The sequence below is a fragment of the Microvirga sp. 2MCAF35 genome, from assembly GCF_052115545.1.
Lineage (GTDB): Bacteria > Pseudomonadota > Alphaproteobacteria > Rhizobiales > Beijerinckiaceae > Microvirga.
This window is the reverse complement of record NZ_JBFRGW010000039.1, coordinates 1-15,070: the sequence shown is the minus strand read 5'-3', so window position 1 is coordinate 15,070 and position 15,070 is coordinate 1. Positions and strand designations below refer to the sequence as shown.

General features: G+C 62.0%; 15 protein-coding genes. 9 read left to right on the top strand and 6 right to left on the bottom strand.

What is annotated here, in order from left to right; all coding sequences use genetic code 11:
- The first annotated feature begins 86 nt into the window (after window positions 1-86).
- The 6 genes from AB4097_RS17355 (at window position 87) to arfA (ending at window position 7,434) form a co-directional block, all read left to right on the top strand.
- On the top strand, window positions 87-1,979 hold the full coding sequence (locus AB4097_RS17355) for an ABC transporter substrate-binding protein (RefSeq protein WP_442041808.1): 1,893 nt from the start codon (window positions 87-89) through the stop codon (window positions 1,977-1,979).
- 42 nt (window positions 1,980-2,021) lie between these two features.
- On the top strand, window positions 2,022-3,026 hold the full coding sequence (locus tag AB4097_RS17350) for an ABC transporter permease (RefSeq protein WP_442041806.1): 1,005 nt from the start codon (window positions 2,022-2,024) through the stop codon (window positions 3,024-3,026).
- Window positions 3,026-3,895, top strand: coding sequence for an ABC transporter permease (locus AB4097_RS17345; protein ID WP_442041804.1), 870 nt, complete (start codon window positions 3,026-3,028; stop codon window positions 3,893-3,895). The genes AB4097_RS17350 and AB4097_RS17345 overlap by 1 nt, the downstream gene beginning before the upstream one ends.
- On the top strand, window positions 3,892-4,953 hold the full coding sequence (locus tag AB4097_RS17340) for an ABC transporter ATP-binding protein (protein ID WP_442041802.1): 1,062 nt from the start codon (window positions 3,892-3,894) through the stop codon (window positions 4,951-4,953). The genes AB4097_RS17345 and AB4097_RS17340 overlap by 4 nt, the downstream gene beginning before the upstream one ends.
- Before the next feature lie 12 nt (window positions 4,954-4,965).
- The gene (locus AB4097_RS17335) at window positions 4,966-5,814 is read left to right on the top strand and encodes an ABC transporter ATP-binding protein (protein ID WP_442041800.1); all 849 of its coding nucleotides are present in this window, start codon (window positions 4,966-4,968) and stop codon (window positions 5,812-5,814) included.
- Window positions 5,815-5,880: 66 nt separating this feature from the next.
- The gene (gene arfA, locus AB4097_RS17330) at window positions 5,881-7,434 is read left to right on the top strand and encodes an arabinosylfuranosidase ArfA (protein ID WP_442041798.1); all 1,554 of its coding nucleotides are present in this window, start codon (window positions 5,881-5,883) and stop codon (window positions 7,432-7,434) included.
- Between the two features lie 387 nt (window positions 7,435-7,821).
- Here arfA and AB4097_RS17325 read toward each other — a convergent pair whose 3' ends face one another.
- From AB4097_RS17325 to hemP, 5 genes are all read right to left on the bottom strand, one after another.
- Complete coding sequence (locus AB4097_RS17325) at window positions 7,822-7,947, bottom strand: hypothetical protein (protein ID WP_442041796.1); 126 nt, start codon at window positions 7,945-7,947, stop codon at window positions 7,822-7,824.
- 95 nt (window positions 7,948-8,042) lie between these two features.
- Window positions 8,043-8,855 (bottom strand): heme ABC transporter ATP-binding protein, encoded by an 813-nt coding sequence (locus AB4097_RS17320; RefSeq protein WP_442041794.1) that lies wholly within the window; start codon window positions 8,853-8,855, stop codon window positions 8,043-8,045.
- Window positions 8,852-9,928, bottom strand: a complete 1,077-nt coding sequence (locus tag AB4097_RS17315; RefSeq protein ID WP_442041792.1) for a FecCD family ABC transporter permease — start codon at window positions 9,926-9,928, stop codon at window positions 8,852-8,854. The genes AB4097_RS17320 and AB4097_RS17315 overlap by 4 nt, the downstream gene beginning before the upstream one ends.
- A complete protein-coding gene (locus AB4097_RS17310; RefSeq protein WP_442041790.1) occupies window positions 9,916-10,788 on the bottom strand; it encodes a heme/hemin ABC transporter substrate-binding protein in 873 nt (290 codons plus the stop codon). The genes AB4097_RS17315 and AB4097_RS17310 overlap by 13 nt, the downstream gene beginning before the upstream one ends.
- 12 nt (window positions 10,789-10,800) lie before the next feature.
- A complete protein-coding gene (gene hemP / locus AB4097_RS17305) occupies window positions 10,801-10,905 on the bottom strand; it encodes a hemin uptake protein HemP (protein WP_442041788.1) in 105 nt (34 codons plus the stop codon).
- Window positions 10,906-11,214: 309 nt separating this feature from the next.
- Between hemP and AB4097_RS17300 the strand changes: the two genes are divergently transcribed.
- From AB4097_RS17300 to hutX, 3 genes are read left to right on the top strand one after another with little or no spacing between them, the layout of a single operon-like run.
- Window positions 11,215-13,368: a TonB-dependent hemoglobin/transferrin/lactoferrin family receptor gene (locus AB4097_RS17300; RefSeq protein ID WP_442041786.1), complete on the top strand. Its 2,154-nt coding sequence runs from the start codon at window positions 11,215-11,217 to the stop codon at window positions 13,366-13,368.
- Window positions 13,369-13,399: 31 nt separating this feature from the next.
- Window positions 13,400-13,735 carry an antibiotic biosynthesis monooxygenase family protein gene (locus AB4097_RS17295; RefSeq protein ID WP_442041784.1) on the top strand — a complete coding sequence of 112 codons (336 nt, stop codon included), beginning with the start codon at window positions 13,400-13,402 and terminating at the stop codon, window positions 13,733-13,735.
- Entirely contained in the window at window positions 13,735-14,268 is a 534-nt protein-coding gene (hutX, locus tag AB4097_RS17290; protein WP_442041782.1) for a heme utilization cystosolic carrier protein HutX, read from the top strand. The genes AB4097_RS17295 and hutX overlap by 1 nt, the downstream gene beginning before the upstream one ends.
- Before the next feature lie 304 nt (window positions 14,269-14,572).
- Here the strand turns inward: hutX and AB4097_RS17285 are convergent.
- Window positions 14,573-15,070, bottom strand: a 498-nt coding sequence (locus AB4097_RS17285; protein WP_442041779.1) for an amidohydrolase family protein, incomplete at its 5' end; no start/stop codon positions are given.

Sequence of the window (15,070 nt, the reverse complement as noted above, 5' to 3'; positions counted from 1 at the left end):
ATATGTATCAATGCTACTGTTGACCGATCCCAAAAACTGAGGGCTAACTGATGAAAAAGATAAAAATCAACCCTGGAGGAGCGCCAATGCGAATTCTACGCCTGCTTACCGTTGCCACCGGTCTGGCCCTGGCAGCGACCACCGCAATGTCTCAGACCAATGTTCCGGGTGTGCCGCGCAACGAGACGATCATTCTCGAAAACCCGGAGGGTACGATCAAGAATCCCGGATGGTTCAACATCTGGACCATCAATGCGGGCGGTCAGTACACCGGCCTGCATCAGCTCGCGCTTGATACGCTCTGGTACATCGATCCCGAACGCGGGCTCGATGGTGTTTGGCAAAACTCGCTCGCGGCGGAAAAGCCGATCTACAACGCGGATTTCACCGAGATGACGGTGAAGCTGCGTCCCGGGATCTACTGGAGCGATGGTGTCGAGTTCACGCCCGACGATCTCATCTACACGGTCGAGACCCAGATCAAGAACCCGGGCATGCGCTGGAGCGCTCTTCTGGCGCTCAACGTCGAGAGCGTCTCATCCCCGGAGCCGTGGACGGTGGTGTTCAAGCTGAAGAAGCCGAACTCACGATTCCACTCGCTCTTCACGGTTCGGTTCAACGCGATCTGGATCATGCCGAAGCATGTGTTCGAGAAAGCGGCCGACCCCCAGAAGTTCGATTTCAATCCGCCGGTTTCTCTCGGCGCCTACAAGATCCATAGCTTCGATCCTGACGGAAAGTGGTACATCTGGCAGAAGCGCGACGACTGGCAGCGCACCACTCTTGGGCGCTACGGCGAGCCGGGTCCGAAATATGCGGCCTATATCGATCCTGGGCCCCCAGACAAGCGCGTGATCGCGCAGCTCAATCACAACTTGGACGTCGTGCACGACATTGCTCCCGAGGGCATGTTCACCCTGACCAAGCAGTCGCCGAGCCTCAAGACCTGGTTCCCGAATTTCCCCTTCGCGCACCCCGATCCGACCCTCCCGTCGGTGATCTTCAACATGCAGAATCCAGCCTTCCAGAACCGCGACGTGCGGTGGGCGCTGGCTCTTCTGATCGATGTCAAAGCCGTGTCGATGGCGTCCTATCGCGGTGCCGCGACGCTCTCGCCGATCGGGATCCCACCCACGGGAACGCATCCGGACGATTATCACATCCCGCTCCAGGAGTGGCTTGCGTCCTACGAGATCGACACCGGCAAGAGCAAGATCAAGCCCTATGATCCGACCATCGGCAACCAGATCGCCGACATGCTGCGTCCCACGATGAAGGAACAGATCCCGACGGATCCGGCGGAGATCAGGAAGGCGTTCGGCTACGGCTGGTGGAAGCCGAACCCGCAGGCGGCCACGGAACTCCTCGAAAAGGCCGGCTACACGAAACGCGGCAATGCCTGGTACACGCCCGACGGCAAACCATTTTCCATCAAGCTCATGGTCGAGGGCGATAGCCGCCCGATCCTGACCCGGGCCGGAACCATGATCGTGCAGCAATGGCGCCAGTTCGGCATTGACGCGAAGACGGAGGTCGCCCAGGGCACCACGATGCTGGACCGACGCATCGCGGGCGATTTCGAGACGCTGATTTCCTGGAGCGTCGAGACCTATGGCGGTCATCCGGACCTGTCGTTCTTCCTCGACAGCTGGCACTCCCAGTTCGTCGCAGCTCCGGGCAAGACCCAGTCGCCTCGCAACTGGCAGCGTTGGAGCAATCCGGAGCTCGACAAGATCATCGAGGAGGTGCGCCGGATCTCGTTCGACGACAAGCGCACGGTCGAACTCGGTCGTGACTACGCCAAGCTCATCGTTCGCGAGATGCCGATTATCCCGCTGATGGCCTACAACGTCTTCACGGCCATGGATGAAACCTATTGGACAGGATACCCGACGGCGGAAAATCCCTATGCCAATCCCGTGCCGAACTGGGGCAACTCCCGCTCGATGATGGTGAAGCTGAAGCCCAAGCAGCCATAGCGCGCAGACAACTCCTTACTTTCCTCAGACAAGGAGCGGTCCATGAGGGCTTACCTAGCCTATCTGTCCAAGCGGCTCGTGCAGTTTGTCGTCGTCGTCTTCGTCGGGATCAACGTCACCTACCTGGTGACGCATATGACCCCGATCAATCCGGTCGAGCAATCGATCTCGGCTGCGACGTCCTATGGGGCGACCAGCCCGGAAGCCATCGAGATGATGCGGCAATCGCTGCGCCAGCTCTATGGGCTCGAGGGCACGCCCTTCGAACAGTACGTGTCGTTCTGGAAGCGGGTCCTGGTCGGTGATTTCGGCCCCTCCTTGTCGGCCTTTCCAACACCGGTCTCGCAGCTCATCCTGCGAGCCCTTCCCTGGACCGTCGGACTCCTGCTGGTCTCCACGCTTCTGACGTGGGTCCTCGGCAATCTGCTCGGCGGCCTCGCCGGCTATTACCGCAACAGCCGCATCCTCAAGGCGTTCGGCGTCTTGAGCATGGGAATCCACCCGATCCCTTACTACGTCGTCGCCTTCGTCCTTCTCATCATCTTCGGCTTTCTCTGGCCGGTCCTGCCGATCAGCGGCGGCGCCACGATGGCGTCGGACCGCTCCAACACCGTCGCCTTTGCGCTCGATGTTATGGTCCATTCGATCCTGCCCGTGCTTTCGCTCATGGCGGTCGGCATCGGTGGATGGTTCATGGGGATGCGTTCCCTCGTGTCCAACATCGTGACGGAGGACTACGTGGTCTATGCGGAGCTGGCGGGCGTCAGGCGCGGCAAGATCCTGCGGTCCTATGTGATGCGCAATGCCCTCGGCCCTCAGGTCACGGGCCTCGCCCTGCAGCTGGGTGCCATCTTCAACGGCGCGATCATCACCGAGCAGGTCTTCGGCTACCCGGGCGTCGGATCGCTCCTGATCAGCGCGGTCCATGCCGGCGACTACAGCCTGGTTCTCGGCATCACCACCGTCTCGATCGTGGCCGTCTCCGCCACTGTCCTGCTGATCGATCTCCTCTATCCCCTGATCGACCCGCGCGTGGAGGCACGCTGATGAACACCCTCAGGATCCTTCGCGACCTCTTACGGTACAACATCGAATTCGCCATCGGGCTGATCCTCGTCCTGATCGTGCTGGCCGTGGCTCTCTGCTCCTTCTTCGCACCCTATCCGCCGATGGACGTGTATGTCGTGCCGCCCGATGTGCCGCCTTCGTGGGAATATCCGCTGGGCACCACGTCGCGCGGGCAGGACGTGTTCTGGCAACTCACCTTCGCGATCCGGAACACCCTTCTCTTCGGCCTCGTAGTGGCGGCTCTCAGCCGTGTCATATCGCTCCTGGTCGGCCTGATTTCGGGCTACAAGGGAGGCTGGGTCGACCGGGTCCTGATGTCGATCAACGACACCTTCGTCGTTGTCCCGCTCTTTCCCATCCTCGTGCTGTTCTACTTCATCATGCGGGACCAGATGACCTGGGCGATGCTCGCCATCATCACCGCGCTGCTGGGATGGGCCTACGATGCACGGCTGATCCGGTCAATTGCCATGAGCCTACGAACCCGCGAGTTCACCCGCCAGGCCGTGTTCTCCGGCATGAGCACCGGAAAGATCGTCCTCCAGGAGCACCTGCCGTTCGTCCTGCCGATCGTGTTCTCGACGACCATGAACAATATCAACTGGTCGATCGGCATCGAAGTGACGCTGTCTGTCCTGGGCTTCACCGACATCAACACCCCCACCATCGGTGGCATGATCTACTGGGCAAACCAGCATACCGCCATGGTGTCGGGCATCTGGTGGTGGATCACATTTCCGGTCCTGCTGGTGATCATGCTGTTCATCGGCCTGTTCCTGCTCGCCATTTCGATGAACGAATACATCGATCCGCGCAGCCGCCTCAGCCGGCTTGGGGGGCAGGCATGATCGCAGAACTTCGCTCCATCCCTTCCTCCATCGAATTGCTGGCGCCGCAGGCCGCTCCGCTGCTCACGGTCGACGGACTGAAGGCCTATTACAAGGTGAAGCTGTTCGGCATAGACCGCGAAGTGCGGGCGGTGGACGACGTCAGCCTCAAGATCAACCGAAATGAGATCTACGGCCTCGCGGGCGAGTCGAGTTCCGGCAAGAGCTCCCTCATCAAGACCATCGCGGGAGCTATTCGTCCTCCGCTCAGGGTGGTCGAAGGCTCGGTGCGCTTCGCTTTCAAAGATGGGGAGCGGGACATCTACAAGCTTTCGCGGCACGAATTGTCGGCGATCCGCTGGAGCCACCTGTCCTATATCATGCAGGGCTCCATGAGCGTGCTGAACCCGGTTCGGCGGATCAAGCACGCCTTCGCGGATTTCGCTTTGCCGCATGTGGCCGCCAAAGGCGCCGACTTCACCCGCCTCGTGGAGCGGCACCTCAAGCGCCTCCACCTCGATCCCGCGGTTCTCCAGGCCTATCCCCATGAGCTGTCCGGCGGCATGCGGCAGAGGGTGACCATTGCTCTCGCGACGATCTGCAGCCCGGAATTTATCATCGCCGACGAGCCGACGACGGCGCTGGACGTGATCGTGCAGAAAGGGGTTCTTTCGATGATCCGGGAAATCCAGCAGGAATTCGGATCATCGGTCATGTTCGTGACCCACGACATGGCGGTTCACGCCAACCTGACCGACCGGCTCGGCATCATGTATGCCGGCCGTCTGGTGGAGGAGGGTAGGACCCGGGACGTGTTCAAGAGGCCGCTTCATCCATATACCACGCACCTGATTTCGAGCCTGCCGCGCATCGGGGACGAGGCGCCGAAGAAAGGCCTCGAAGGCTCGCCCCCGAGTCTTGCCGATCCGCCTCCGGGGTGCCGGTTCCATCCTCGTTGCCCACTCGCCATCGACATCTGCCGCCGGGAGGCTCCGCCCATGGTGGAACTCCTGCCCGGGCATCGGACAGCCTGCCACGTTGCTCAAGCCGATCCTACCAGGGTTCGGACGGTCGCATAAGGAGGCGAGCGCATGAGGCCGAACCTTCTCGACGTCGAATGCGTCAACAAGGTCTTCACGAGAGGCGGTTTCGTATCGCGGCGGGTGACCCATGCCGTAAGCGACGTCAGCTTCTCCCTTGCGGCGGACAAGCCCGAGGTGTTCACCATCATCGGTGAGTCAGGCAGCGGGAAGACGACTCTCGCGGGCATGATCCTGAACAGCTTGGCCCCCACGAACGGTCAGATCCGCTTCCGTGGGCAGGACCTGCGCGATATCCGTAGCCGCCGTGCCCGGCTTGAATTCATGAGCCATGTGCAAGCGATCTTCCAGAACCCGTTCGATGCTTTCAATCCTCTGAAGCGCGTCGATCGCTACCTGTTCAGCGCGGCCCAGCGCTTTACGGAATGCCGAAACTCCGAGGAGACGGCAGAGCGTGTGGACGAGGCGCTGAACAAGGTCGGCCTGTCGCTCGCCGAGGTGCGGGGGCGCTATCCGCACGAGATGTCGGGCGGGCAGCTCCAACGCGTGGCGATCGCGCGTGCACTCGTGTCGAATCCGTCCCTGATCGTCGCCGACGAACCGGTGTCGATGATCGACGCATCGCTCCGCATGACCGTGATCAACCTGTTCAAGAAGCTGCGCGACGAATTCGGCGTCTCGATCATCTACATCACGCACGACCTGGCGACCGCCTATTACATCAGCGACCGTCTGATCATCATGCAGAAGGGCAGGGTGGTCGAGGGCGGCGACGCTCGGACGGTGCTGGCCGCGCCGCAACATCCCTATTCCATCAAGCTGCGCCAAGCGGTCCTGTCGGTCGACGATGCCTGGCGCGACAACAGCTTCACGGGCGGCATGCCCGCGGCCGCCACCTGATCCTCTTTCCAGCCTGCCGATGGTTCACACAAACCGAGACCGCACCTTACTGATCGGAGCCTCCCCATGAAAGAAGCCAAAGTCACCATTGACCGCGATTTCGCCATTGCGGAAACGGATCCCCGTCTCTTCGGGGCCTTCGTCGAGCATTTGGGACGATGTGTTTACGGCGGCCTTTACGAGCCGGGCCATCCAAGCGCCGACGAACGGGGATTCCGGAAGGACGTGCTCGAACTCGTCCGCGAACTCGGACCGACGATCATCCGCTATCCGGGCGGAAACTTCGTCTCCGGATACAACTGGGAGGACGGCGTCGGCCCCGTGGAGGACCGTCCGCGCCGGCTCGATCTCGCCTGGATGTCGACCGAGCCGAACACGTTCGGTACCAACGAGTTCATGGACTGGTGCCAGGCGGCCGGCGTGGAGCCCATGATGGCCGTCAACCTCGGCACCCGGGGCCCCGACGATGCCCGTCGTCTGCTGGAATATTGCAACTTTCCCGGTGGGACGGAACTATCGGATCTGCGCCGCGCTCATGGATGGGAGAAGCCGCACAACGTGAAATTCTGGTGCCTGGGCAACGAAATGGACGGCCCATGGCAGATGGAGACCAAGACCGCCTGGGAGTACGGGCGAATCGCCTCCGAGGCCGCCAAGCTCATGAAATGGATCGATCCGACGATCGAGCTCGCGGCCTGCGGTTCCTCCTCACGCAACATGCCGACCTTCGGCACCTGGGAGGATACGGTCCTCGAGCACTCGTTCGACCACGTCGAGTACATCTCCCTGCACACCTACCTGAACAACTATGCGGACGATACGCCGGCCTTCCTCGCGAGCCCGGACCTGATGGACAGCTTCATCGAGGAGGTTGTCGCCATCGCCGACGCGGTCGCCGCCCGGCGGCGCTCGCCCAAGCGGATCATGCTGAGCTTCGACGAATGGAACGTCTGGTACCGGACCCGGCGCAAGAACGAAGGTCGGGTGAAGCTTGGTTGGCCCGTAGCACCCCAAATCCTCGAGGAAATCTACAACATGCAGGATGCGCTTGCCTTCGGAGGCGCCTGCATCTCCCTGCTCAATCATGCGGATCGCGTGAAGTCGGCCTGCCTGGCGCAGCTGGTGAACGCCATTGCGCCCATCATGACCGAAACCGGCGGGCCTGCCTGGCGGCAGACGATCTTCTATCCGTTCAAGGACATGAGCACTCTCGGCCGCGGCACAGTGCTGCAAACGAAGGTGAACTCGCCGACCTACGAGACGACGTACTACGATCCGCGCGGCACGTCCGACCTGCGGTACCCGATCTCGGAAGTGCCCTATCTCAAGCTGTCGGTGGTTCATAACCACGATGAGGGTTGCATCACCATCTTCGCGCTCAATCGCAGTCTCGACGAGAGCTTGTCCATGGAAGCGATCGTGCGCGGCTTCGACGGTCTCGCGGTCAAGGACGCACACCAGCTGCGCAACGACGACTTGATGGCGGTCAACACGAAGGACGCACCGGACACGATCAGGCCCGCTCCACTGGAGGGTGTCGAGATTTGGGGAGAACAGGTCCGGGCCAAGCTCACGCCCGCCTCGTGGAATGTTATTCGGCTGGAAGTGAACAAGCATTGATGGCTTGAGCTGGACTGCCGCAGAAATGATGCCTGAGAGATCAGGTCAGCGAACCGCCAGGAGAGACCATTCCCTCCTGGCGCTTTCCTGCGTTCGATGCTTGACCGAAGAAGCTCTGTTTCGGTTCGGCCGAACTATCTTTCAATCACGGATCCAAGACCAGTGCCGGGTCGGAAGTCTGGATACAGGTTTGGATGACAGGAAGAAGCCATGTCCGAGAGGAAGTTGTTCTGATGACCGGTGCCTCCAGCAGAACCGGTGAGGCGATGGCCCTGGAGCTGTCCAAAGCCGGTCACACGATCATCGTGGGCGCACGCCGAATGGACCGTCTGCAAGGCTTCGTGCCCTGTCGAGATCGTGCTGTATGAAAGTCGGTCCGTGGCGCCTTCAGCCCCGCCCATCCGTGAATTGAGCGAGATCCCACAGATTACTGTAGATGTCCTCGAACACCGCGACTGCGCCGTAGGGAGCCTGCTTCGGCTCACGAATGAACGTGACGCCCGATGCAACCATGGCGGCGTAATTATGCCGCCCGCAAAGTGGAGCATTGGCATCGCAACCTCAATTGCAATGCCATTCTGCGCCGGCACTTCCTGCATTGCGTTTAATCAGTTGTGTGCTTTCTTCTCGGACCTCTTAAGCTGAAGCGTCCATGGGCTGGGGGGCAGACCCGGCACGGCCAAGCATACGCCGAAGGTTTCGGAAAGGTTGTCAGAACTTAGGACGCTTTCGGCAGAGCCGGTTGCTATGAGGCGGCCTGACCGCATGAGAGCCAGAGTGCTGCCATATTCAGCCGCCAGCTGAAGGTCGTGAAGGACGGCCACGACAGTGACGCCATTTCGCGTCAGGCATCTGGCCTTCTCGAGAAGCGAAAGCTGATGCTTCAGGTCGAGACTTGCGACGGGCTCGTCCAGAAAGAGCACCTGCCGTGCCTCGACCGTTCGGCCTGCGGCAAGCTGGGCAAGAACGCGCGCGAAATGCACGCGCTGCCGTTTTCCTCCCGAGAGGGTCTGATAGTTTTGCCCTGCAAGATGCGCCACATCCGCTTCTTCCAGAGCCTCAACAACAAGATGCAGCCGCTGGACGCGACTCAAGCCGCGACCGATCCCCTCGACACCGAGGCGGGCGACTTCCAATACGGTGAACGGAAAGCCGAGTTCGGAGGCCTGTGGCATCACGGCTCGGCCATGAGCGAGCCTCCAGGCTGGAATTGTGGGAAGCGGCACGCCGTTGAAAACAACCTCGCCCTGGCTCGGCGCGAGTTCGCCGCACAGGACCCGCAGGAGAGTCGACTTTCCGGCACCGTTCGGACCGATGATGATCGTGAATGACTCGCCCGCAATCGACAGGTCGATGTCCTCGATCAGCGCCCGTCCCCCGGCTCGGTAGGAGACGCGCCGTGCTTCGTAAATCGGGCTCATAGAGCGATCCCTCCCTGACGCCTCAGCAGGAGCCACAGGAAGAAGGGCGCGCCGAAGGTCGCGGTGAGAATTCCGATGGGCAATTCCGCCGGAGCCGCGATGGTGCGGGCCACCGCATCTGCGGCAACGAGAAGGGCGGCGCCGAGCAGCGCGGAAGCGGGCAAGAGCATGCGATGATCCGGGCCAGCGGTAAGGCGCAGCACATGCGGCACGACGATCCCGACGAAACCGATCATCCCCGAGCACGCCACCGACGCGCCGACGGCAACGGCGACGAGCAGGATCGTTACGGCTTTCACGCGCTGGACGGGGATGCCGAGATGAAAGGCTTCTGCTTCGCCCAGCGCCAAGGCATTGAGACCGCGTGCCAGGAACGGCGTGACGAGAAGGACCGGAAGGATTAGCGGCGTCGCCGTTGCCACCTTGGTCCAGGTAGCGCCGCTGAGGGAGCCGAGAGACCAGAAGGAGAGATCGCGCAATTGCCGGTCGTCACTCACGTAAGAGAGAAAGCCCATGAACGCACCCGAGAGGGCGCCGAACGCGACGCCTGCAAGCAGCATCACGGCGACCGATGTGCGCCCATGACGTGTCGCGACGAGATAAAGCCCGAAGGTGGTAATCAATCCGCCGACGAAAGCGCCGACGGGAAGCGCGGTGAACGGCAACGGCCCGATCAAGGGAGACAATAGCGCATCACCGGCTACGATGGTGGCTGCGGCAGCCAGGGCGGCGCCTGCGGAAACACCCACGAGGCCTGGATCCGCGAGGGGATTGCGGAATAGCCCTTGCATCAGCGCGCCCGAACAGGCGAGAGCTGCGCCGACCAGAAGCCCAAGCAGCAGGCGGGGCAGGCGCACCTGCAGGATGATCAGCGCTTCGCCCGAAGGCGCGGATGCATGTTCCGTGATGATCGAGAGAACCCGCGACAGGGGAATGCCCATCGCGCCTGTCCCCAAGGCAACACCACTGACGAGAATGACGAGGCAGCTGAGCGCGATCATCAGCATGGGTCCGCGGTTGCGCATCGACCCGAGTCCGTTCCTGGCCATGGCAAGCACCGTCACGGCTGACATGCCTTGTCGATCTGGTCTGGATGGAGGGCTGCCATGAGTTCGCGCGCGGCAGCGGGCGTCCGTGGGCCGAAGCCGAGGAGATAGAGCGAATCCATCACGACGAGCCTGTGTCTTGCGGCGGCCGGGGTGGCTGCGAAAGCGGGAAACGTGAAAGGATCCTGTGCCGCGCCGCCAGGGCCGTGGTTCATCATTACGATGGCGTCAGGTGCAGCCGCGATGAGACCCTCGTCGGACATCGGTTTCCAGCCGCTCAGCGAAGAGGCTGCGTTCGCAGCACCCGCAAGTGAAAGCATGGCGTCCGCCGTCGTGCCCTGTCCGCCGACGAGAGGGCGACCGTTCTGCAACGAGAGTACGAACAGGGCGCGCGTGGGCTGCTTGATGCGCGTTCTCGTTGCCGTCAGCTCGGCAAAGCCTGCCTCGATCTCCTGGATCAGCGCCGCGCCTCGCTCCGGCACATCGAGGGTCTGTGCGATCACCTTCACGCGTTCCACGATTCCGTCGGCGCTCGGGCGGTCAGGAACGCGCAAGATCTTGATCCCGGCCTGCTCGATCAGCCGTATCGCATCCGGAGGACCTGCTCCTTCGGCGGCGATCACGAGCGTAGGGTCGAGGGACAGCACACCCTCGGCGCCCAGTGCACGGATATAGCCAACATTGACATTCGTCTTGAGAGCCTCCGCCGGATAGAGGCTTGTGGAATCCACGCCGACGATTCCGGCCTCCTGGCCGAGGCGGTAGAGGATCTCGGTCACCGCACCGCCGACGCTGACGATCCGAGGAGCGGAGGCGGCCTTGGCGCGGCGTGCGGCAAGCATCAGCACGGGAACAGCGATCAAGGCGCGACGGGAGAACGACGTCATGGGAAGCGTTCCTTACTTGGTGAGAATGAGTTTGCCGTTCGCCGTGACCCGCAGGCGGTAGCGTTCGCCCCGGTGAACCAGCACCACCTCCCGGCCTGTCCCGATAAGGCTCGCCACATCCACCTCCCGCATGGGGCTAGGCCTGTCGCCTTTCGAATCCGAGGATGGCTGCGGGTTTTGCACGACACTCTCCAGTTTTTACGCGCTCTAAATTTAACTCTAGAAAGTCGACTCATGTATTCGTAGTTTAGAATAGTGTAAAACTGTCTTTCTACGAGTCTCTATTGACCCGGATAATTGATTTGGATATCGGATGTAAAGCCTCTTTCTGAACCGGAGGGGCAATAGCCAGCCAGCGTGATTTCGTTTCCGCGCCAGCCAGCCAGTCGTCAATGAAAAATACTATCAAAGACTGGGATCGTCAGGATGTTTACTCTCCTGCGCGAAGGCCTTCGCGCGTCTACCTCGCCTCTCGCCCTTCTCGTTCTCGCGCCCTTGGCCGGGTTGCCCTTCGCTTCGGCGGCTTTGGCGCAAAGCGCGCCGGCCACACGGCCTCTTCCCAGTGAAGACGATGTCCTGATGCTCGACACCGTGACGATCACGTCGGGCAAGACGGAAGATAAGGTGATCAACGATCTGGCCGGATCGAGTGTCGTGACGCGCCAGCAGATCGATCGCCTGCAATCCTCACGCATCTCCGACGTTCTGCAGAGCGTGCCCGGCGTGGCGGTGCAGGAAACCGGGACGGATCCCGGGCAGGCCATCAACATTCGCGGCCTGCAGGATTTCGGTCGCGTGAACGTGCTCGTGGATGGGGCGCGGCAGGATTATCAGGTGAGCGGGCACGGCGCGAACGGCACCTTCTATCTCGATCCGGAACTGATCGGGCAGGTGGATGTGGTGCGCGGCCCTGTTTCTACGGTTTACGGTTCGGGCGCCATCGGCGGCGTGGCCTCCTTCCGCACCCGCACCATCGACGACATCCTCAATCCGGACGAGAAATACGGAGCGGTGCAGAGAACGGGCTACGGTACGAACGGCGCCGGCATCTTCACCAACAGCATGGTGGGCGCACGCCTCGGAACGGCCGCGGATGTCTTCGGACAGTTCCTCTATCGCAACACCAACAATTACTACGATGGGAATGGCGACAAGATCCGGGATTCCGGTTCCGAGCTGACGTCGGGCCTGTTCAAGTTCAACGTTTATCCGGCCGACGGACACACGATCAGCGGTTCTGCTCTGTTGCAGAACTATACCTTCGCCAATAACGGCGACACCGGTGTCGGTACGCGGTTCTCCAATGATGTGGTCGCCAACACCTACACGCTCGGCTATCGCTTCGCCCGGCCCGACGTCCCCTGGCTCGATCTGAGCATGAAGGCCTATTACACCTCGACGACGGACGACAAGAATGTTCTCACGCCCAGCAGAACCTATGGCTCTCTCGGGGTGAGGCCGGGCGCTCTCCTGAGCTACAGCATGGAGACGATCGGCCTTGATATCAGCAATACGGCCCGGTTCGAGGCCGGCGGCCTCGCCCATGCCCTGACGTTCGGCGTCGACGCTGCGCAGGACCAGGCGGAGACCGTCGACCGCGCAGGCGGGTACGGATCGGCCTTCACGCCTTCCGGCGAACGCACGCTCATGGGCGGTTTCATTCAGGACGAGGTGCGCTTCACCCCATGGCTGCGGGCCATCGGCGCGCTGCGCTTCGACGGCTATGACCTCGAAGGCGGCGGCATCCATGCCGACGGATCGCGTGTCTCACCCAAGATCACCGTGGGCGTCGAGCCCATCGCGGGTATCGAGTTTTACGGAACCTACGCGGAAGGCTACCGCGCCCCCTCGATCACCGAGACCCTGATCCAGGGATCCCACCCATTCCCGATCTTCAATATTCTGCCCAATCCCTCGCTTCGCCCCGAGGTCGCGCACAATCTCGAAGGCGGCGTCAACATCCAGTATGACAACGTGCTGAATGCCGACGACAGCTTCCGCGCCAAGATCTCGGTCTTCCATAACGAGATCGACGATTACATCGACACCGTCAATGTCGGTCCGGTGTACAATGTGCCGGTCGTTCCCGGCATGCCCGTGAGCGTCTGTGCCTTCATGCCGGGCCTGTGCCTCATCGGCATCCAGGATCAGCAGTATCAGAACATCGCCCGAGCCAGCCTGCAAGGAGCGGAGCTGGAGGCAGCCTATGATTGGGGCAAGGGGTTCGTTACCGTAGCGGGTACCATCATCGAAGGCGAGAATGAGACGACGGGCGGCCCGCTCAACTCGGTCTATCCCGACCGGCTCAGCACCACCGTTGGTTTCCGGCTGCTCGACGATAAGCTGACGCTCGGTTCCCGCCTGACCTTCGTGGCCGACAGTGAGACCAAGGTCGCAAATCCGACAAAGGGCTATGGTCTTGTCGATCTGTTCGCGTCCTACCGATACGACGAGAACATCAGCGGCGACATCACCATCCAGAATGTGTTCGACCGGCAATATGTTCAGTATCAGAACAGCCAGGCAAGCCCCGGCCTCACGGCAAAATTCAGTCTCAACGTGAAGTTTGCAAGCCGCTAAGCGGCTTGCTCCAACAAGGATCCATCTCTCCATGTTCATCGCCATGAACCGCTTCAAGGTCCTGAAGGACGCCACGGACGAGTTCGAGCAGCGTTGGCTCTCGCGCGAGAGCCATCTGCACGAACTCGATGGTTTCATCGAGTTCCACATGCTCCGCGGGCCGGAGCGCGAGGACCATGTGCTCTATTCCTCGCATACCTTGTGGGCCAGCAAAGCGCATTTCGAGACCTGGACGCGCTCGGAGCAATTCCGTGCCTCGCATACGCGCGCCAGCACGAACGGCAACAAGCCTCTGACGCTCGGCCACCCGGAATTCGAGGGATTCGAGGTGATCCAGACCATCGGCCGCACGACGAAGACCGCCTGATGAGCACGAGCGTGACGGCCATGACACAGGATGTGAAAGCCTTGATCCGGGAGGATCTCGCAGCGAAGCCCGACGGGGTTCTGGAAGCGGTCGCAGAGGCGCGCAGCGTGCCGCTCCAAAGGGTGCTCGATTGCCTCGAGCCCCAAGCGGCGGCACGCGTGTCCGGCGATCTTTTCGAGACGGTTTGGAGCGACCTCACCGGCTGGGGAGATATCACGTTCGTGGTTCACACCCGTGACGGCGTGTTCGAGTGCAAGGGCAGCGTGCCGCCGGGAACGGTGGGGCGCGGCTACTTCAACATCCATGGGGAGGGGCCCATCGGCGGGCATCTGCGCATGGATCGCTGCTGCGCGATCTACTTCGTCGATCGTCCGTTCTTCGGCAAACGCTCATGCTCGGTGCAGTTCGTCAACGAGGAGGGCGGCGTGATGTTCAAGATCTTCGTAGGCCGCAACGAGGATCGGAGCCTGAAGGAGGACCAGCTCGCCCGGTTCGAGGCGCTGCGTGCACAATCTGTCGGTCAGGCGCGCTAGCGCATCGGACGGAAAAGTGGACCCGGTATTCGCTGATGCGGCCCTGCGGGTCCGCTCCATCCGATTCGCCAGCCAAGAGAAAAAGCATCGGATGGATCCCAAAAGTGCAAATCCACTTTTGGGTCCGATGCTGTAGGCTTCCTCCTGTGTGAGCCCACCGGTGGTCCCGCCCAGAAGGGCCTTAGCATCAAGATCAGTCCGCCCGCAGATGTGCCGGTTGCAGGGCTCCTGGTCCCGGGCATCATTCCCTGGATCAGGAGCAGGCACGCTGCTGCAATGCCCACCGCAAGCGTCGGCTCGAATTCTAACCCATTCCCCCGATCCAAGTGTGGCGCACGTGCAGGCTTTCGTCGAGGAGGACGAGGTCGGCGCGGTAGCCGGGGGCGATGCGGCCGCGTTCGTGATCGAGTTTGAGGAACCGGGCCGGGACGAGGGAGGCCATGCGCAGCACGGCCGGCAGGCCGAGCCCGAGCCGGTGCACCGCATTGCGCACGGCGCTCGCCATGTCGAGATCCGAGCCCGCCAGCGTGCCGTCGTCCGTGGTCAGCCGGCCGTCCCGGCGGTGGATCCTGCGCCCGTGCAGGGCGAAGCCGGCGAGATCCGTGCCGGTCACCGCCATGGCGTCGGTCACCAGCATCATCCGCTCCGGGCCTTTGGCCGCAATCGCGATCCGCAGCGCCGCATCGCTCACATGGTGCCCGTCGACGATCAGGCCGCACCAGGTCTCCGGGCTGTCGAGCGCCGCCCCCACCGGGCCCGGATCGCGCCCGGCCAGCGGCGGCATCGCGTTGTAGAGATGCGT